Below are 19,026 nucleotides of genomic sequence, written 5' to 3'. Positions count from 1 at the left end.
TCAGTCGACGCTGGGCAGGATGTGGGGCTCGGCGAGGTCGTCCTCGTACCCCGCGAGGCGGATCGGCGCGGACCTGGCCCACACGTCCAGGCTGCCGAGCTTCTCGGGCCCACGGCTCGCGCGCTCCGTGCGTTCCTTGGGGCGCTGATCGCGATTCGTCTTCTCCGGTGTCACCGCGCACTCCTTATGTGTCGGGTCACCCTCGGGACGTACAGGACCGGTCTACTGCCGGTCGCCTGACGCCCGCTCGGGTCTGAGTGGAAGGCAGTTAGGGACGCGGTGGCGCCGGTAACTCGTATGAGAGCAGGCCGTGGTGACCGGCTTGTCCCGGGACGGACCATGGGTGTGGGTGGAACCCAGAAACGCTGCCCGTCCGGTACAGGTTAACCAAATGAGCGGCCGCCCGCTCGATGGGGCTGAAAACAAGAAGTTACTGTCTCAAGTCACCGGGCGCCCATCAGGCCCCGATCTGCGGTGATTTGAAACATGATGCCCTCTTCGGTACCACCCATTCGGCTCAATACCGACGGTGGGCAGGGTCACTGAACCGGCCACGGGTCATGTCTGATTCCACCGATCGGGAGAGAGTCGAACCCATGGACGCGATCCTCCACGCACTGTCCCTCACGGGCTCGATGACCTGGGAGATCACCTGGGCGCTGATCCTCGGCTTCGGTCTGTCCGCCGTCGTCCAGGCGGTGGTGCGCCGGGCGACGGTCGTACGGCTGCTCGGCGACGACCGGCCACGGACACTCACGCTGGCCGCCGGGCTCGGAGCGGCCTCCTCCTCCTGCTCGTACGCGGCCGTCGCCCTCGCGCGCTCGCTGTTCCGCCAGGGCGCGAACTTCACTGCGGCGATGGCGTTCGAGATCGCCTCGACCAATCTGGTGGTCGAACTCGGAGTGATCCTGGCCCTGTTGATGGGCTGGCAGTTCACGCTCGCGGAATTCGTCGGCGGGCCCGTCATGATCGTGCTGCTGGCCGTGCTCTTCCGGCGCTTCCTGCGCGAGCGGCTGCTGCGGCAGGCCCGGGAGCAGGCGGACCGCGGGATCGCCGGGTCCATGGAGGGGCATGCGGCGATGGACATGTCGGTCCGGGGCGAAGGGTCGTTCGTACGGCGGCTGTTGTCGGGCGAGGGTTTCACCTCGGTCGCGCATGTCTTCGTCATGGAGTGGGCGGCGATCCTGCGCGACCTGGTGATCGGTCTGCTGATCGCCGGCGCGATCGCGGCCTGGGTGCCCGAATCGTTCTGGAGCTCCCTCTTCCTGGACGGGCATCCGCTCGCCGCGAAGCTGATCGGCCCGCTCATCGGTCCGCTGGTGGCGATCGCCTCGTTCGTGTGTTCCATCGGGAACGTGCCGCTCGCCGTGGTCCTCTGGAAGGGCGGCATCAGCTTCGGCGGCGTCGTCGCGTTCATCTTCGCCGACCTGCTGATCCTGCCGATCCTGAACATCTACCGGAAGTACTACGGGCCACGCATGACCGGCTTCCTGCTCGTCACCTTCTATACGGCGACGGTGCTCGCCGGATACGTCGTGGAATTCGTCTTCGGCGGCCTCGGGCTCATCCCCGACCAGGCCGACGCGGAGATCCCCATGGAGGGCGTCTCCTGGAACTACACGACGTGGTTGAACATCGTCTTCCTGCTGCTCGCGGCGACCCTGGTGTGGCGATTCATGCGGACGGGAGGAGTGGCCATGCTGCGGATGATGGGCGGGGGGCAGGAAGCGGACCATCCGGGCCATCCCGGCCATCACTGAACACGGCACGCAGTTCAGGTCCCGTTGGCCGATTCGCAAGGCAGTCATGATCTGCTGACGCCCGGCAACGGCTTTTCCCGCGCGAGGACTCGGGAGGACTGACGCATGGAGCTGCGCAGCGTCGAGGAGCTGATGGATCTGCTGCACGCCTGCCGGGGCGCCTGGGACACCCCGGATGGCGGTGGCGATCCGGTCGATCTGCACGATCACGCCCTGCAGACCGCCGCGCTGCTGCGCCGCGGCCATCCCAGCGACAAGGAACTCCAGGTGGCGGGCCTGGTGCACGACATCGGCCATCTGCTCAGGCCGGGTGACGACGCCGGGCACGCCGACCACGCGGCCGACGCGGTACGGCCCCTGCTCGGTGGGCGGGTCTCCCGTCTCGTACGACTGCACGTGGCGGCGAAGCGCTATCTGGCCACCACGTCGCCGGGCCGTGGACTGTCCCCGCAGAGCGCGCTGACCCTGAAGTTGCAGGGCGGCGCCATGACCCCGTGGGAGGCGGCCGCGTTCGAGCACGATCCGCTCGCCGAGGACGCGGTGACCCTGCGGCAGGCCGACGACGCGGGCAAGGTCGTCGGGCTGGACGCCGGGGTCATGGAGGACTGGCGTACGGTCCTGGAGCTGGTGGCGGCGCGGCACTCACACCTCGGGGCCGTCGACCGGCGGCACCGATGGCCGGGGGCTGTCGGCCGGCAGCGCTCACTGCCGGGGGCTGTTGACTGACGGCCCGTCATGAGACCGTACGCGGATGACGTCGCCGTACGGGATCGAGGGCAGGGCCGCCATCGTCACCGGGGCCTCGCGCGGGATCGGTCTCGCCGTCGCCCAGGCGCTCGCGGACGCGGGAGCGCGGGTGTGCGTGACCGCCCGGGATCCGGACGAGGTGGCCCGGGCCGCCGAGCGGGTCGGGGGCATCGGGCTCGCGGGCTCGGTCGCCGACCCCGCACATCTGTGGGAGCTGACCGAACTGGCGCTGCGGGAGTTCGGGCGCATCGACGTCGTGGTGAACAACGCGGCGACCAACCAGCCGTACGGCCCCCTCATGGACGCCGACCCGGACCGCTGGCGCGAGGCGTTCACGGTCAACGTCGAGGCACCGCTGCGGCTGGTGCAGTGCGCTTGGCGGGCCTGGATGGGCGAGCACGGCGGCGCGGTCGTCAACATCTGCACGGAGGGCGCCGGGCATGTCGGCCCCCACGTGGGCGCGTACGGCACCAGCAAGGCCGCCCTGCTGCATCTGACCCAGCAGCTCGCGGGCGAACTGGCCCCCAAGGTGCGGGTCAACTCCGTCTCCCCCGGCCTCGTCCGCACCGAGATGGCCCGCTTCGTGTGGGAGGACGGCGAGGACGAGCTGGGTGCCGGACTCCCGCTGGGTCGCATCGGACGGCCCGAGGACATCGCCCGGGCGGTGCTGTGGCTGGCCTCGGACGCCGCCGAGTGGATCACCGGCGCCGACCTCCTGGTCGACGGAGGGACACGGGTCAGGGCCGCGTACACCGCCGCCCCCGGCCCCACCGTCCAGGACCGCCTGCGGACGCGGACGCCCGGCGTCTAGAGGCCCCGCCGACTCCGCAGGACAACGACCGCGACCGCGCGTTGAATGGTGACCATGGGTGTTCGGCGACGGGCGAGACACCACGGACGGACGGCGCTGACGGCGGCCGCGGTGGCCTCCCTGCTCTCCGCGGGCTACGCCGCCCCCGGATCCGCGTCGGCCGCGGCTCCGCCGCCCCAGCCTCCGCCCCAGCTCACCCAGTCGAAGGTGGACGACGCGGTGGGCAAGCTCGACGGGATCGTCCAGGACGGCATGAAGAAGACCGGCGTGCCCGGCGTGGCGGTCGTCGTGGTCTACAAGGACCGCGTCCTCTACCTGAAGGGCTTCGGCGAGCGGAAGGTGGGGCAGTCCGCGGCCGTCGACCCGGACACGGTCTTCGAGCTCGCGTCCCTGTCCAAGCCGCTGGCGTCGACCGTGGTCGCCGGTGTCGTCGGCTCCAAGGCCATCGGCTGGGACGACCCCGTGGCAGGGCAGCTGCCCGGCTTCGCGCTCAAGGACCCCTGGGTCACCGCTCATGTGACGTACGCCGACCTCTTCTCGCACCGCAGCGGTCTGCCCGACCACGCCGGTGACCTGCTGGAGGACCTCGGCTACGACCGGATGTACATCCTGGACCATCTGCGCCACGAGCCGCTGAGCCCGTTCCGCGCGAGCTACGCGTACACGAACTACGGGGTCACCGCCGCGGGCCAGGCGGCCGCGAACGTCAAGGACACCACGTGGGAGAAGCTGGCCGAGGACACGCTGTACGGCCCAGCCGGCATGAACTCCACCAGTTCCCGCTTCGCCGACTACGACCGGGCCAAGGACAAGGCCGTCAACCATGTGCAGACCGCGGACGGCACCTGGCAGGCGAAGTACGTCCGTGACGCCGACGCCCAGTCGCCCGCCGGCGGCGCCAGCTCCACGGCCCGCGACATGGGCACCTGGCTGCGTCTGCAGCTCGCGAACGGGAAGCTCGACGGCAAGCAGATCATCCCCGCCGACCCGCTGGAGCGCACCCACCTGCCCGAGATCGTGTCCCAGCCCCCGCGTGCCCCGGCGGGCCGCACCGGGTTCTACGGCCTCGGCTGGAACGTCGGCTACGACGACCAGGGCCGACTGCGCCTCAACCACTCCGGCGCCTTCGATCTCGGCGCGAACACCAATGTGACGATGCTGCCCGGCGAACAGCTCGGCATCGTCGTCCTCACCAACGGAGCACCGGTGGGACTCGCCGACTCGGTCGCGCTGAACTTCCTCGACACAGCCCAGTACGGCAAGCCCACGGCCGACTGGCTCAGCCTGGTCGACCAGGTGTACCAGCAGCAGGAACGGGCGGCCCTCTCCCCCACCGACTACACCAAGCCCCCGCAGAACGCGGCCGCCGCCCGGCCCGACAGCGCGTACACGGGCACGTACGCCAACGACTTCTACGGCCCGCTCACCGTCACCGCCGACCAGAGCGGACTCACCATGAGCCTGGGCCCGAAGCCGATGAGGTTCCGGCTCACCCACTACGACGGCGACACGTTCAGCCTCGAGACGGTCGGCGAGAACGCGACCGGACTGTCCGGCGTCACGTTCAAGGGCGGCGGGCAGGCGGCCGAGGTGACCGTCGAGGCCTGGGACCAGGACGGTCTGGGCACCTTCACCCGGCCATGAGACCCTCCGGGGTTACCACTTGCCGGGCGCGTAGTCCTTCATGAAGACGCCGTACAGGTCCTCGCCATGCTCGCCGCGCACGATCGGGTCGTACACGCGGGCCGCGCCGTCGACGAGGTCGAGGGGGGCGTGGAAGCCCTCCTCGGCCAGGCGCAGCTTGTCGTGGTGCGGGCGCTCGTCGGTGATCCAGCCGGTGTCGACCGAGGTCATCAGGATGCCGTCGGTCTGGAACATCTCCTGGGCGCTGGTCCGCGTCACCATGTTCATGGCGGCCTTCGCGGCGTTCGTGTTCGGGTGGCCCGCGCCCTTGTAGCCGCGGCCGAACACGCCCTCCATCGCCGAGACGTTGACGACGTACGCGCGCTTGCTCTCCGCCTTGCGCGCGGCCTCGGCCATCACCGACCGCAGATTGCTGATCAGGATGAACGGCGCCGTGTAGTTGCACAGCTGCGTCTCGAGGAGCTCCACCGGGGAGATCTGGTCGATGCTCTGCACCCAGGTGTTGGTGTCGACGACGTCGGGGACCAGGCCGCCCGCGTCGATGGCGGAGCCGTCGAGGTGCCGGGCCACGGAGGCGTTGCCCGCGACCAGGGCGAGATCGGCCACCTTCTGCGCGTCGAGCCCGGTGACACCGGCAGGCAGCGCGGTCAGTCCGCCGCCGTCGACGGCGCCGGAGTTGAAGGCGCCGATGACGTGGTGGGCGGGCAGTTCACCGGCCGGCAGCGGGGCGCTCTCGCCCTCGACCAGCGCGGCGTACGCGGAGGGCAGGCGGCGCACCGTCTGTGTCGCGTTGTTGATCAGGATGTCGAGCGGACCCTGCGCGGCGATCTGGTCGGCCAGGGCCACGACCTGGGCCGGGTCGCGCAGGTCGGTGCCGACGATCTCCAGGCGGTGGATCCAGTCCGCCGCGTCGTCCATGGCCTTGAAGCGGCGGATGGCGTCCTTGGGGAACCGCGTGGTGATCGTGGTGTGCGCGCCATCACGCAGCAGCCGCAGCGCGATGTACATGCCGATCTTGGCGCGGCCGCCGGTGAGCAGCGCGCGCTTGCCGGTGAGGTCGGCGCGGGCGTCGCGGCGGGAGCGGTTCAGGGCGGCGCAGTCCTGGCAGAGCTGGTGGTAGAAGTAGTCGACCTCGACGTACCGCGTCTTGCAGGTGTAGCAGGAGCGCGGGCGCTGGAGTATCCCGGCGATCTCGCCCGCCTCGGTCACGGACGAGGGCAGGATGCCCTCGGTCTCGTCGTCGATGCGCTGGGCGGAGCCGGTGGCGGTGGACTCGGTGACCGCCTTGTCGTGGGCGGTCTTGGCGGCCCGGCGCTCCTGGCGACGGCGCTGCTTGACCATGCGGTAGACGCCCGCGGTGGCGCGGCGCACGGCGATGGCGTCGGGGTGGTCGACATCGATCTTCTCGAGTTCGTCGAGCACGCCGAGGCAGACCGCCAGCCGCTCCGGGTCGATGCCGGGGCCGTACGAGACCTCCGCGACCTCTGCCGTGTCCACGGCGGGGGTCGCCTGGCTGTCCTCTGTCACCGTCATCGCCGTTGCCGTTCCTCGGGTTGTGCGCCGCGTTCGAACCGCGCTCGCTTTCGAAGGCGGAATTTTACGGAGGAATCGTCCGCGGCACCAAACCCGAGATGATCAACGGCCCTCAGGAACCACAGGCGATGATCAGCGTCTCGACCTCCTCGGACAGCGCACGGGCCAGCAGATCGAGGTCCGGCACGGCCTCCGCGTCGGCGACGAGCCCGTAGTGGACGCGTCCGCGGTACGTCGAGACAGCCACCGCCAGCGCCTGCCCGCGGGCCAGCGGGGCGAACGGATACACCTCGGTGAGCGGGCAGCCGCCGAGCTTCAGGCCGAGGCTGGGCAGCGGCACGCTGGTGACGAGGATGTCGAACAGCAGCCGGGCCGCCTGACCGACGACGGGCCCGCCGAGCCGGTGCCCGAGCGGCGGTACGTGGTCGGCGAGCAGCGCGACGGCGCCCGCTCCGCGATGGGGCCCCGCGTCCTTGTTGCGGTCCATCGCCGTACGCACCGTACGCAGCCGTCCCAGCGGGTCCGGATCGTCGACCGGGAGGTGTATCAGATAGCCGGAGAGCCGGTTGCCCTGGGGATGCGCGGTGCGCGGGCGGCGCCTGGAGACGGGGATCAGGGCACGGGGGGTGACCCCGTCGCTGCCGTCGCCGCGTTCGTCGAGCCAGCGGCGCAGGGCACCCGCGACGACGGCGATCAGGACGTCGTTGACGGTGCCGCCGACGGTCTTGCGGACGCGGTGCACCTCATCGAGGTCGAGGGCCACGCCCGCGGTGCGCCGGGTGCCGGTGGGCTGCGAGGTCAGGGCGGGCGTGGACCGCACGCCCAGGGTCGCGCGGGCGACGGAGGTGCCGATGTCGAGGGCGCGGCCCACGTCGGAGAGGGTGCCGCGGAGCAGGCCCGGAAGCTTGCGGACGTCCGGGAAGAGCCCCCGGGGCGGCTCGGCGGGGCGCGGGCGGGGCTCCGGCATGTCCATCGGGTCCATGATGGCGGCGGCGAGCATCAGCGCCCGCAGCCCGTCGGCGAGCGCGTGGTGGAACTTGAAGAGCACGGCGAACGACACACCGTCCTCGCCGGGCAGCACATGCGCCTCCCACGGCGGCCGGCCGCGCTCCAGCGGGCGCTCCATCAGCCGGCCCGCGACCGTGTGGAAGTCCGCGGTCGGCGCGTGCAGCCGTACGTGGTCGAGCGGCTCGAAGTCGGGCGCGGGCTCGCGGGCCGCGCTCCCGAAGGCCAACGGGTCGAGTGGCTGCCACACGTCACGGATCCGCATACGCAGCCCGGGAACAGCGACCGCGCGGGCCGCGAGCAGGTCGGCGGCGTGCGCGCCCGCGGTGGGCGAGTGGGCCGCGAAGACGCCGAGGGCGCCCAGGTGCATGGGGTGCTGGGCGGACTCGATGTTCCAGAAGGCCAGGTCGAGTGGAGCGAGGAGATCAGGAGTCAAAGGCTTGCTCTCGCGTCGACAAACGGGTGAGAAAGCAGTCAATCGCCGAGAGGCGATTACGGTCAAGTACGATCAAGCTACGCATAGTTAACAGCAGATTAAGTCCCGCCCCTCGCGGAAGGGGCGGGGCTCAAGGGTCTCAGGTGGTGCCTGAGGTGCGCGTTAACCCGTCTGCGGTCATTTCAGGGCAGGCGGCGCGGCCTCGGCGGATGTCCCCCAGTCGGACGGCTCGGGGCCGACCGTGAAGGACAGCGAGCGCAGACCCCGTAGCGCCTCGGTCGTCAGATACGTACGACCGTACGAGGATCCGTCGGCCCGGACCGACTGGATGTACCGGTCACTGCCCGAGCTGCCCGGCGCCGTCACGGTCAGAGCGCCCTTCGGGTAGTAGCCCCGGTCGAGCGTGAGGTCGACGCGCTCGAAGACGGGCGTCGACAGGCCCCAGGTGTCCTCACCGGGCTGCACCGGGAAGATCCCGATGGACGAGAGCACGTTCCAGGCGGACATCGTGCCCAGGTCGTCGTTGCCGGTCACTCCGGTCGGCCCGTCCGTGAACAGGGTCAACGCGGCATGCACCACATCGGTCGTCTTCCACGGCTGACCGGTCGACAGATAGGTGTACGGGGCGATGAGGTCTGGTTCGTTCTGCGGGTTGTACTTGTCCGCGTTGTAGTAGGCGTACGGGCCGTTCACCCACACCTCGCGGGCCGTCCTCGCGGGGTCCTTGAGCAGCTGCTCGTAGGCGAAGAACGAGTCGAGCCGGTCGTTGGCCGTCCGCCGGCCGCCGATCAGGCCGGTCATGCCCGGCAGGTCCTGCGGCACGAGCCACTGGTACTGCCAGGACGTGCCCTCGTGGAAGCCCACGCTCTTGGCCGGGTCCGCCGGTCCGGCGAAGGCGCCGGAGGCGTCCCGGGCACGGAAGAATCCGGTCGAACTGTCATAGATGGTGCGGTAGTTCTGGGCCCGGGCGGCATAGCGCGCGGCGTCCGCGTCATGACCCAGATCCCTCGCCATCGCGCCGAGCATCGCGTCCGACAGGGCGTACTCCAGCGTCGCGGACGCGCCGTGGTCGTAGTCCGAGTCGCCGAGCTTCGTGTGCGGACGGCCCTTGATGTAGGGCGCGTAGCCGTCCGCGATGTACTCCTTGTCGGCGTCGCGGCCCACCGCCGGCGAGTCGGCGGGCGGCACGCCGTCGGCGTTCTTCTTCAACGCGCGGTAGGCCCGGGCCTCGTACCCCTTCAGCAGGCCCTGCTGGTAGGCGTTGGTGAGGAACGGGGTGACCGGATCGCCGGTCATGACGTTCGTCTCGACCGTGCCGTAGCCCCACTTGGGCAGCCAGCCGCTCTCCTCGCCGATCCTGATGACGGAGATCGCCATGTCCCGCGCCTCACGCGGCGCGAGCAGGGACAGAAGCTGTGACTGGGTGCGGTAGGTGTCCCACAGCGACCAGTTCTGGTAGTACGTGAAGCCCTGGACGCGGTGGATCTTCTGGTCCCAGCCGGTGTAGCGGCCGTCGGCGTCGCTGCCGGTGTTGGGCGCGAGGAAGGACCGGTAGAGCGACGAGTAGAACGCCCGGCGCGAGGTGTCGCTGCCGCCCCGGACATGCACGTCGTCGAGCCGGTCCTCCCAGGCGCGGCGCGCCTCGCTCCGGACGGCGTCGAACGAACGGCCGCCCTCGGAGCGCAGGTTGGCGGCCGCGCCGCCGGCGTCCACGTAGGAGAGCGCGGTGGTCGCCTCGACGGTACGGTCCTTGGTCGTGTCGAAACGGACGAAGGCGCCGCCCCGTCCCGTGCTCACCGACTCCTTGGAGCCTTCGGTGACGGTGTCGCCGTTCCAGGTTCCGGAGGTCGTGAACGGCCGGTCGAAACGGGTGAGGGTGTACACGGTGTACGGCTTCGTCGCCCGGCAGAAGCCGCTGCCCGTGATCGCCGTGCGCACGGTCCGGTCGTCGAGGATCTCGACCTTGGTGGAGACCGTCCTGTGCAGCGACTGCCCGGCGTTGAGCAGCACGTTGGCCTTGTCCGTGGCCGGGAAGGTGTAGCGCTGCACACCGGTGCGCGCGGTGGCCGTCAGCTCGGCGCCGATACCGGTCTTCAGGCCGACCTTGTAGTAGCCGGGGCTCGCCTTCTCGCTGTCGTGGCTGAACTCGGCCTGGTACGTGGCGTAGTCCGTCCGGGTGACGTCACCCGTCGTCGGCAGTACGGGCAGGTCGCCGCCCAGCGCGCAGCCGACGCCCGACAGATGGACGAGGGAGAAGCCTCGGATGTGGTTCTGGGAGTAGTCGTAGCCGGTCTTGTGGCCGGTGTCCGGCGAGAACTGCACCATGCCGAAGGGCACCGCGGCGCCGGGAAAGGTGTTGCCCTCGTTCGCCGTTCCGATGAACGGGTCGACCAGACCGGCGAGTTGGCCGTCGCGCGGCTCGGCGGCCTGGGCGGTGGGCGGGGCGAACAGCGCGGACGCTGTCACCAGCCCGGCCGCGCACAGGCGCAGGCGCCGGGTCCATCTCATGCGGGAGCCTCCGATGGTTCGACATCGATGTCTTCCCGCATGGTCGGGGCTGGGGCCCGGGTTCCCCGGCAAGGACATGAAAAAGGGAGATAAAAGAGGCATGAAAGAGGCGTGAGAGGGGCGCGGACAACAGCCCCGGCGACCGGGGCCGTTGTCCGCGCGCGGCGGCTACGAGACGCGCTGGCCCTTGCCCAGCGCGATCACCCCGCCCTTCGACACCGTGTAGAGGTCGGAGTCCCGCTCCGGATTGACGCCGATGGTCGCGCCCGGCGGCACCTCGACGTTCTTGTCGAGGACCGCGCCGCGCACCACCGCACCCCGGCCTATCTTGACGTTGTCGTGCAGGACCGAGCCCTGGACGACGGCTCCCGGGTCGACGACGACGCCCGGTGAGAGCACGGACCTCGTGACCTGCCCCCGTATCAGACAGCCCGCGCTGATGATGGACTCGCTGGCGATGCCACCGGCGTTGAATCTCGCCGGCGAGAGCTGCCCGGAGCTGGTGTAGACGGGCCAGCCGCGGTTGAAGAGATTGAAGGCGGGGCGTTCGGCGATCAGGTCCATGTGGGCGTCGTAGTACGCGTCGAGGGTGCCGACGTCCCGCCAGTAGCCCTGGTCGCGGGTGGTCTCGCCGGGTACGTGGTTGTCGCTGAAGTCGTACAGCTGTGCCTCGCCCCGGTCGGTGAGCATGGGAAGGATCGAACCGCCCATGTCGTGCACGGAGTGCCCGTCCTCGGCGTCCCGCTGGAGCGCCTCGACCAGGGCCTTGGTGGTGAAGATGTAGTTGCCCATCGAGGCGAAGACGCACTCGGGGTCGTCCGGCAGACCGGGCGGATCGGCGGGCTTCTCCAGGAAGCCCTGCACGGTCTGGCCGTCGGAGCCCGGGCTGATGACCCCGAAGGACGACGACTCGGCGCGCGGCACCCGTATCCCGGCGACCGTCACACCCGCGCCGCCCTCGATGTGCTGGGCGAGCATCTGCCGCGGGTCCATGCGGTAGACGTGGTCGGCGCCGAACACCGCGATGTAGTCCGGCCGTTCGTCGTGCACGAGGTTGAGGGACTGCAGGATCGCGTCCGCGCTGCCCAGATACCAGCGGGGGCCGAGCCGCTGCTGGGCCGGGACGGGAGTGACGTAGTTGCCGAGCAGGCTCGACATCCGCCAGGTCGTGGTCACATGCCGGTCCAGGGAGTGCGACTTGTACTGCGTCAGGACGCAGATGCGCAGGATGTCGGCGTTGACGAGGTTGGAGAGCACGAAGTCGACGAGGCGGTACGTACCGCCGAAGGTGACCGCGGGTTTCGCGCGGTCCGCGGTGAGGGGCATCAGACGCTTGCCCTCTCCACCCGCAAGTACGATTCCCAGCACCGAAGGCCCACCGCGCCGCATACCGCCGCCCCTCTACGCCCGGTCGAGCCGCGCCCGCTGTACCGGGGCGGCCCCGTCGCTGAACTACGTCTGTCCGATGGTTACCCCGGTTTGAGGACTTCCTCGTACAGCTGCACGGTCCGCCGGGCCACCGCGTCCCAGCCGAACTCCCGCACCGCGCGCTCCCGTCCGGCCTCGCCCATCCGCCGGGCGGTCCCGGGGTCGGCGAGCACGGAGTCGAGGGCGGTCGCCAGACTCGCCTCGAAGTCGCCCTCGACGGGCACGAGGACACCCGTCACGCCGTCCTCGACCACCTCGGGAATCCCGCCGACCCGCGAGGCCACCACGGCCGTTCCGCAGGCCATCGCCTCCAGGTTGACGATGCCGAGCGGCTCGTACACCGAGGGGCAGACGAACACGGCGGCATGGGTGAGGAGTTGGATGACGTCGGGGCGCGGCAGCATCTGCGGGATCCAGTGGACTCCCTCGCGTACGCGGCTCAGCTCCTGGAAGAGGTCGCGGAACTCCCGGTCGATCTCGGGGGTGTCGGGGGCGCCCGCGCACAGCACCACCTGCACGGACGGGTCGATGTCCCGTACCGCGCGCAGGAGGTGGGGCACACCCTTCTGGCGGGTGATGCGGCCGACGAACAGGACGTAGGGGCGGCCGGTGTCGAGGCCGATGCGGTCGAGGACGTCCGTGCCGTGGTCCGGCTGGTACAGGGAGGTGTCGATGCCGTTGTGCACCACGCGCACCTTGGCCGGGTCCAGGGCCGGGTAGCAGCTGAGGATGTCCTCGCGCATGGCGCCGGAGACGGCGATCACGGCGTCCGCGGACTCGATGGCGGTGCGCTCGGCCCAGCTGGAGAGGGCGTAGCCGCCGCCGAGCTGCTCGGCCTTCCAGGGGCGCAGCGGCTCCAGCGAGTGGGCGGTCATGACGTGCGGGATGCCGTACAGGAGCTTGCCGAAGTGTCCGGCGAGGTTGGCATACCAGGTGTGCGAGTGGACGAGCTCGCGGCCTTCGAGGGCGGCGGCCATGGAGAGGTCCACGGAGAAGGTGCGCAGGGCGTCGTTGGCGCCGTCGAGCGTGGGCCAGGGCCGGTGGCGTAAGACTCCGCCCGCGGCGCCCTCGCCCCAGCAGTGCACATCCAGGTCCGTGAGGCCGCGCAACTCGCGTGCGAGGAACTCGACATGGACGCCCGCACCGCCGTACACGTCCGGCGGGTACTCCCGGGTCAGCAGTCCCACGCGCACACAGAACCCCCCGTCATAGCGGCTGGTGTCCCTCATGGTCACTCAGATGGGGCAGTTGGGGAAGAGCACACGGGGACCGCGGCCGTCAGGAACGGCGGGGCACGGGCCGCGGCGGGCGGTCGAAGCAGCAGTCGCCGCACAGTCCCCCGCCGGGCAGGCGGTAGTAGAGGCAACAGCTGCGGCGGCGGAGTGTGCGGGGGTCGAGGGTGCCGGAGAGGTCGGGGTGCGTGAAGAGAGCGGAGGCGAGACCACGGGCCCGATCGCCCACCTCCGTATGGTTGTCGGCCCGCGCCCAGCGGTCCAGCTGGCGTACGGCGCCGGCCAGGGCGGAGCCCGCGTTGCCCCACAACAGGCCTGGTGAGACGCGGTACCGGGAGTGCAGGGCCGCCGCCAGCGGGACGAGGTGACCGGCTCGTACGACCTCGTCGGCGGCCGTGACGGGCAGGGCGCGCACCTCGGCCAGCCACAGATCGTCCGGAGCGCTGCCGTCCGGATCCCAGTGGAGCAGTTCCGGATCGAGGTCGGGCAGCCGGCCGTACAGTGCGGCGGCGCCGAGCGCGATCGACCACAGCCGGGCCGCGAGGGCCTGATGCGCGATCGAGGCCGCGATCCGCGATTCCGGCGCATGGATACTCTGCGTGACTTTACGCACACGAAAAGTTAGCGGATCCGCGTAAACATCATCGGGGGCGTCAACCTGTGGCGAACCGTACGCCTGCGCGAGGGTCGGCAGCGGGCCGCGCGGCGGTACGCCGGTGCGTAGTACGAAGAATCCGCCGAGCGCGTCGAGCGCCGCGAGTTCGGGGTCGAGGTCCACGAAGAGCAGTAGTACCAAGCCCCCTAGGGGATTCCACCAGCGGGTCGGAGCTCCGTGTAACCCACCCTGGGGAGGACAGTGGGCGATTCGTACTCCATCGGCAGTAGGACCCAATGCCTGCTCAGGTACGACGACGAGAACTAAATCGCGGGGCAGAGTTGTTTGCATGGAAGCCGACCGTTCGCCGCGCCGGGCCGATGGCCCGCGCCGTACGCAGAGGAGGGACTCATGAGCGCCCTCGCTTTGTCCGTGTTGCTCTCGTTCGTTTCCGCCGTCGCGTACGCGGGCGGAGCGATCGTTCAGGAGCAGGTCGCCCTGACCTCCCCCGGCCAGACCTACGCACCGATGCGCAGGCCGGTCTGGTGGGCCGCCGTGGCGTTGAACGGCCTTGGCGGGTTGCTGCACGTGGTGGCCCTCGCCTACGGCCCGCTGAGCCTCGTACAGCCGCTCGGCGCGCTGACCATAGTCTTCGCCCTTCCCATGGCGGCCCTGTTCGTCGGCCGCAAGGCCGGGGCGACCGCCTGGCGCGGCGCGATCATGGCCACGGTGGGCCTCGCGGGCCTGCTGTCGCTGGTCGGCGCCTCCGACGCGCAGTCCCTGAGCGACGCCCAGCGGGTGGCGCTGGCCGTGGTGGCCGGCGGCTCGGTGGCGGCCCTGATGGTGGCGGGCCGCGCAGCGCACCGGCACCCGGCCGTGCGCAGTGTGCTCCTCGCGGTCGCGGCGGGCATCGCCTTCAGCATGTCCTCGGTGTTCACGAAGACGGTCGCGGTGGACTGGTCGCAGCAGGTCTCGCTCTCCGACCTGTCCAGCCTCGCCGTGATCGCTGTCTTCGCGACGGCCGGCATGCTGCTCTCGCAGGCCTCCTACCGGGGCGCCGGTCTGGCGGCGCCGCTGGCCACGCTGACGGTCGTGAACCCCGTCGTGGCGGCCGCCGTAGGCATCACGATGTTCGGCGAAACCTTCCGCTACGGCACGACCGGCACCGTTCTCGCGCTGGGCTGCGGAGTCGTCGCGGCGGGCGGTCTGATCCTGCTGACGACGGAGCGGATCAGCGGCACGCGGCCGGCGACCGCATCCGCCGCGCTCGCGGTCGAGTCGGACCCCGACGACCTCGTCGGCGAACCGGCTCCTGTCGCCGTCGCATCGGCACCGCTGGCCGACGCGGCCGGTCCGGGCCCGCTGCCCGGCATGGTCGAGTCGGACCTGGCCGCGCTCACGGCCGCCGAGGCGGAGCTGCTCGCGGGGCTCCCCGGGCAACCCGTCGGCAACGACATCTTCGTACCGGCTCCCACGAGGGTGCCGGCGGTGGAGGGCGCGTCGCGGGACACGGTGGCCGAGGACGAGCTGCCGTACTACACCGCCCTGTACGGCGGGCCCTATCTACCGGTGCCGTTCGTCAACCACCACCGCACGAGGGTCAAATCCTGACCCCGCCCGCCCTCAGGTAGGCCACCGGGTCGATGTCGGTTCCGAAGCCGGGCCCCGTCCGCACCTCGAAGTGCAGATGGGGCCCTGTGCTGTTGCCCGTGGACCCGGAGCGGCCGATGCGCTGGCCGCCCACCACGCTCTGCCCGGCCTTCACGGAGATCGCGGACAGGTGGCCGTACTGCGTGTAGCGGCCGTCGGCGTGCCGGATCACCACCTGGTAGCCGAAGGAGCCGCCCCAGCCCGCGCTCACGACATGACCGGCCGCGACCGCCTTCACGGACGTGCCGGTGGGCACCGGGAAGTCGACACCCGTGTGGTAGCCCTTCGACCAGGACGAACCGGCGGCACGGTAGGGCGTGCCGGTCGCCGCGTTCACGGGGGCGACGAAGGACGGAGCCTTCTTGACCTTCTCCGAGGAGGTTTTGTCGGCCGAGGGCTTCTCCGTCGACGTCGGCGCGCTCTGGGTGTGCACGGGCGCCTGGGCCTTGCCGCGCAGGTTCAGCCGCTGCCCCGGCAGGATCAGGTCCGGGTCGGAGCCCACGGTCTTGCGGTTCGCGGCGTACAGGCGCTCCCAGCCGCCCTGGACGTGCCGGGAGTCGGCGATGCCGGAGAGCGTGTCGCCGTGGACGACGGTGTACATCTCGGCGGTGCCCGCCTGCGACTGGGGCGTGGTCTGCGGCTTCACGTCCCGTACGGAGCGCTGTGTCGTCTGGGGCGAGGTGCCGGACGGGCTGATGTCGGGGGTGTCGCCGCCTCTGGTCAGTCCGGCGCGCACCGAGCACACCGGCCAGGCGCCGGGCCCCTGGCCCTTCAGCACCTTCTCCGCGATGGCGATCTGCTGGTCCTTGGTGGCCTGATTCGCGCGCTGGGCGTAGGCCTTGCCGCCGTACGCCTCCCAGGTGGACTGGGTGAACTGCAGACCGCCGTAGTAGCCGTTGCCCGTATTGATGCTCCAGTTGCCGCTGGACTCGCAGGCGGCGACCTTGTTCCAGGTGCCGACATCGGCCGCGTGGGCGACACCGGCGCTGACGAGCGGGAGCGCGATGCCCGCGCCGCCGGCCGTGACGGTGAGTGAGGCGCGGTTGATCCTGTTGGGCTGGTACCGGCGGTGCCGACCGCGTACGGCCATGAGCGAGCCCCCCTCGACATGCGTCAGGAGCGGCAAAAGTAAGCGCTGCGAACAGGCCATGACAAGAGGGCAATCGGTCGTGCTGTGCCCCTCGCGTGGCCTACGAGGCGGCCGCCTCCCGCTGACGTCGCGTCACCTCGTCGCGGATCCCTTCCGCGTCCTCGACCGTGCTGTGGTACGTCAGTTGGGGCTCGTCCCCGTGCGCCACGGTGACCGTGATGGCGCGTTCGGCGAGGAGCGTGGCGGGCAGGACCGCGCGGGACAGGGCGCGGGAGAGCAGCCCTCTCAGCCGCGCCTCGGGGGCGTCGCTGCGGGCGGTGAGGCGGATGGCCAGGTTGTGGAAGCTGCTGGAGATCTCGCGGTGGACGTTGAGCATGCCCCGGGTGTCGATCCGGCCGTCGGCGCGCAGGACCGGGTCGTGGAGTTCCGTGCCGTCGGCGGCGGCCTCTTCCTCAAGGAGCGCGGCCAGCTCGCCGCAGAGCGCGGAGAGCAGGATCTCCTGGGAGTTGGGGCCCTTGTCGATGCCCACCAGCTGCTTGGGCTGGTCCGCGACCAGGGGCGCGGACTGTCTGCGTACGCCGTTCACGGTGAGCGCCGTGCGGTAGACCGCCTCGGAGCCGTTCTCCCAGACGACGTCGGCCTCCACCGGGCAGACCGCTGCCGTCTCCGCCGCCGCGGGAGTCCAGGGGACCGAGACGTCGACGGTGGTGCCGTCGCCGCGTTCCACGCGCGCGCCGACGGTGATCGGTGACTTGTCCAGGAACACCCGGTGGTTGGGGCTGAAGGCGGTGACGAGCCGGTTGATCGAAGCGACCGTGTCGGTGGACGTGTCACCGTCGAGCGCGCAGTGCCACGCGAGGCGGCTCAGGGGTGCGCCCGCGGCCGGTTTCCCGTCCGCGTCGAGCGCGAGGTCGGCCCGTACGGTGACGCGCAGCGCGCCGAGGGTGACTCCGCGGGCCGTGTAGCCGTTGACCTTGGTCATCAGCACGCAGGCGCCGAGGGCCGCGAGCGCGGACTCGTACGGTGTGGGGATGCCGTCGGTGTCCGAGCCGTGCGGCGTGGGACCGCCGGCGGCTTCGGCGGTGAACGACCGTTGTTTGAGGCGGAAGTCGCGGGCGACCCGGATCGTGCCCGCGCGCAGGGTCTGTGCCCTGGCCCGGAAGACGCCGTGGTCGTCGGTGCGGGCGCTCGCGGCGACGGCGAAGTCGGCGATCGCCTCTTCGGGGTGCTCGCGGAGTTCGTGGACGGTCTCCGAGACTCCGGTGATGTTCAGTCCGTTGCGCATGCCTGCGGGCCCTTCGTCACAGTCCTGAGAGTGCTTGGTCGAGGTCCGCCAGCAGGTCGTCGGGGTCCTCGATACCGGCGGAGAAGCGGACCAGGCCGGGTTCGATGCCCACCTCACGCCGCTGGCGCGCGGTCAGAAAGCTGTGGGAGGTGTTGAACGGCAGGCTCACCAGTGACTCCACACCGCCGAGGCTGGTGGCCACGACGGGAAGCTCCAGCCGGTCGAGCAGTTTCAGGGCCGCCTCGTCGCCGCCGTGCAGCTCGAAGGCGACCATGCCGCCCCAGCCGTCGGGGCAGATGTCGTGCAGCCAGCGGTAGGGGTACTCGGGGCGCGACGGATGGTGGACGGCCCGGATCGCGGGGTGCTCGGCGAGGAACGCGGCGAGCACCGTGGAGTTCTCGCTGTGGCGGCGCATCCGCAGGGCCAGGGTCTTCAGTCCCCGCTCCAGCAGGAAGCACATCATGGCGTCCAGGGAGCCGCCGAACTTCAGGAGCTGCGACCAGGTCCGGTCCACGTACTTGCGCGATCCCGCGACGACGCCCGCCGTCACGTCGCTGTGCCCGTTGAGGTACTTGGTGGCGCTGTGGATCACCAGGTGCGCGCCGTGTTCCAGCGGCCGCAGGTGGACGGGCGACAGGAAGGTGTTGTCGACGACGAGGAGCAGGCCGCGCTCGCGGGCCAGCTCCCCCAGTTCCACCAGGGGCACGGCCTTGAGGAGCGGGTTGGTGAGCGTCTCGAAGAACAGCACCTGTGTGTCGTCGCGCACCGCGGCCCGGATGGCGGCCATGTCGGTGGGGTCGGTGAAGGTCACGGACCTGCCGAGCTGGTGCATGTCCTCGCGCAGCAGATTGAAGGTGCCGCCGTACACGTCCCGTGAACTGACGATGTGGCCACCGCGGTTGGTGAGCGCGAGCAGGGTCGTGGTGATCGCGGCCATGCCCGAGGAGAACATCAGGGCGCTCTCCGCGTTCTCCAGCGAGGCGATCTTCTCCTGGACCGACCACTGGTTGGGGCTGCCGTACCGGCCGTAGATCGGCACGTCGCGGATGTGCCCCTGGTCGAACGCCTGGTAGGTGTCCTCGGTGAAGGTGAACGTGGTGCTCTGGAACACCGGGGTGCCCACCGCCCCGGTGATCGGGTCCTCGTAGGTGCCCGCGTGCACACTGCGGGTGCTGGGCCCGGTGCCGTCCACCACCCGCTGCTGGGGCAGTCGCGGGCCGGGGACCCGGCCGCGCTGAAGACTGTCCGTCCAGGGCCGGTTCTCCCCCGCGCCCGGGGCGTTCCCCTGGGACCTCGCCATGG

15 protein-coding genes are annotated in these 19,026 nt (G+C 70.7%); 5 read left to right on the top strand and 10 right to left on the bottom strand.

The window, feature by feature from the left end; all coding sequences use genetic code 11:
* Positions 1–174 carry a hypothetical protein gene (locus OG975_RS42650; protein ID WP_369264398.1) on the bottom strand — a complete coding sequence of 58 codons (174 nt, stop codon included), beginning with the start codon at positions 172–174 and terminating at the stop codon, positions 1–3.
* A gap of 422 nt (positions 175–596) precedes the next feature.
* Between OG975_RS42650 and OG975_RS42645 the strand changes: the two genes are divergently transcribed.
* The 4 genes from OG975_RS42645 (at position 597) to OG975_RS42630 (ending at position 4,962) form a co-directional block, all read left to right on the top strand.
* The gene (locus tag OG975_RS42645) at positions 597–1,760 is read left to right on the top strand and encodes a permease (protein ID WP_406335003.1); all 1,164 of its coding nucleotides are present in this window, start codon (positions 597–599) and stop codon (positions 1,758–1,760) included.
* 105 nt (positions 1,761–1,865) lie between these two features.
* Positions 1,866–2,486 (top strand): HD domain-containing protein, encoded by a 621-nt coding sequence (locus OG975_RS42640; RefSeq protein ID WP_406335001.1) that lies wholly within the window; start codon positions 1,866–1,868, stop codon positions 2,484–2,486.
* Positions 2,487–2,511: 25 nt separating this feature from the next.
* A complete protein-coding gene (locus tag OG975_RS42635) occupies positions 2,512–3,318 on the top strand; it encodes an SDR family oxidoreductase (RefSeq protein WP_406334999.1) in 807 nt (268 codons plus the stop codon).
* 54 nt (positions 3,319–3,372) lie between these two features.
* Entirely contained in the window at positions 3,373–4,962 is a 1,590-nt protein-coding gene (locus tag OG975_RS42630; RefSeq protein WP_406334997.1) for a serine hydrolase, read from the top strand.
* 12 nt (positions 4,963–4,974) lie between these two features.
* Here the strand turns inward: OG975_RS42630 and OG975_RS42625 are convergent, their stop codons facing one another.
* The 6 genes from OG975_RS42625 to OG975_RS42600 all read right to left on the bottom strand — a co-directional run bounded on the left by OG975_RS42625 (position 4,975) and on the right by OG975_RS42600 (position 13,900).
* Positions 4,975–6,495, bottom strand: coding sequence for an SDR family NAD(P)-dependent oxidoreductase (locus tag OG975_RS42625; RefSeq protein ID WP_406334996.1), 1,521 nt, complete (start codon positions 6,493–6,495; stop codon positions 4,975–4,977).
* A 112-nt stretch (positions 6,496–6,607) separates the two neighbouring features.
* The gene (locus OG975_RS42620) at positions 6,608–7,936 is read right to left on the bottom strand and encodes a wax ester/triacylglycerol synthase family O-acyltransferase (RefSeq protein ID WP_406334995.1); all 1,329 of its coding nucleotides are present in this window, start codon (positions 7,934–7,936) and stop codon (positions 6,608–6,610) included.
* Between the two features lie 177 nt (positions 7,937–8,113).
* On the bottom strand, positions 8,114–10,444 hold the full coding sequence (locus OG975_RS42615; protein WP_406334994.1) for a GH92 family glycosyl hydrolase: 2,331 nt from the start codon (positions 10,442–10,444) through the stop codon (positions 8,114–8,116).
* Between the two features lie 168 nt (positions 10,445–10,612).
* The gene (glgC, locus tag OG975_RS42610; RefSeq protein ID WP_406334992.1) at positions 10,613–11,833 is read right to left on the bottom strand and encodes a glucose-1-phosphate adenylyltransferase; all 1,221 of its coding nucleotides are present in this window, start codon (positions 11,831–11,833) and stop codon (positions 10,613–10,615) included.
* An 80-nt stretch (positions 11,834–11,913) separates the two neighbouring features.
* On the bottom strand, positions 11,914–13,065 hold the full coding sequence (glgA, locus tag OG975_RS42605; protein ID WP_406336710.1) for a glycogen synthase: 1,152 nt from the start codon (positions 13,063–13,065) through the stop codon (positions 11,914–11,916).
* A gap of 85 nt (positions 13,066–13,150) precedes the next feature.
* Positions 13,151–13,900 (bottom strand): (2Fe-2S)-binding protein, encoded by a 750-nt coding sequence (locus OG975_RS42600; RefSeq protein WP_406334990.1) that lies wholly within the window; start codon positions 13,898–13,900, stop codon positions 13,151–13,153.
* Positions 13,901–14,110: 210 nt separating this feature from the next.
* On the opposite strand from OG975_RS42600, the gene OG975_RS42595 reads away from it, so the two are divergent.
* A complete protein-coding gene (locus OG975_RS42595) occupies positions 14,111–15,310 on the top strand; it encodes a DMT family transporter (protein ID WP_406334989.1) in 1,200 nt (399 codons plus the stop codon).
* Here the strand turns inward: OG975_RS42595 and OG975_RS42590 are convergent.
* From OG975_RS42590 to OG975_RS42580, 3 genes are all read right to left on the bottom strand, one after another.
* Positions 15,300–16,439: a transglycosylase family protein gene (locus OG975_RS42590; RefSeq protein WP_406334988.1), complete on the bottom strand. Its 1,140-nt coding sequence runs from the start codon at positions 16,437–16,439 to the stop codon at positions 15,300–15,302. The genes OG975_RS42595 and OG975_RS42590 overlap by 11 nt on opposite strands.
* Before the next feature lie 100 nt (positions 16,440–16,539).
* Entirely contained in the window at positions 16,540–17,724 is a 1,185-nt protein-coding gene (locus tag OG975_RS42585; RefSeq protein ID WP_406334987.1) for an OsmC family protein, read from the bottom strand.
* A gap of 16 nt (positions 17,725–17,740) precedes the next feature.
* On the bottom strand, positions 17,741–19,024 hold the full coding sequence (locus OG975_RS42580) for a trans-sulfuration enzyme family protein (RefSeq protein ID WP_406334986.1): 1,284 nt from the start codon (positions 19,022–19,024) through the stop codon (positions 17,741–17,743).
* Positions 19,025–19,026 lie beyond the last annotated feature (2 nt).

It is taken from the genome of Streptomyces sp. NBC_00203 (assembly GCF_045206325.1).
GTDB lineage: Bacteria > Actinomycetota > Actinomycetes > Streptomycetales > Streptomycetaceae > Streptomyces > Streptomyces lutosisoli.
The sequence above is the reverse complement of the archived record's forward strand: the minus strand, read 5'-3'. Positions and strand labels throughout refer to the sequence as shown.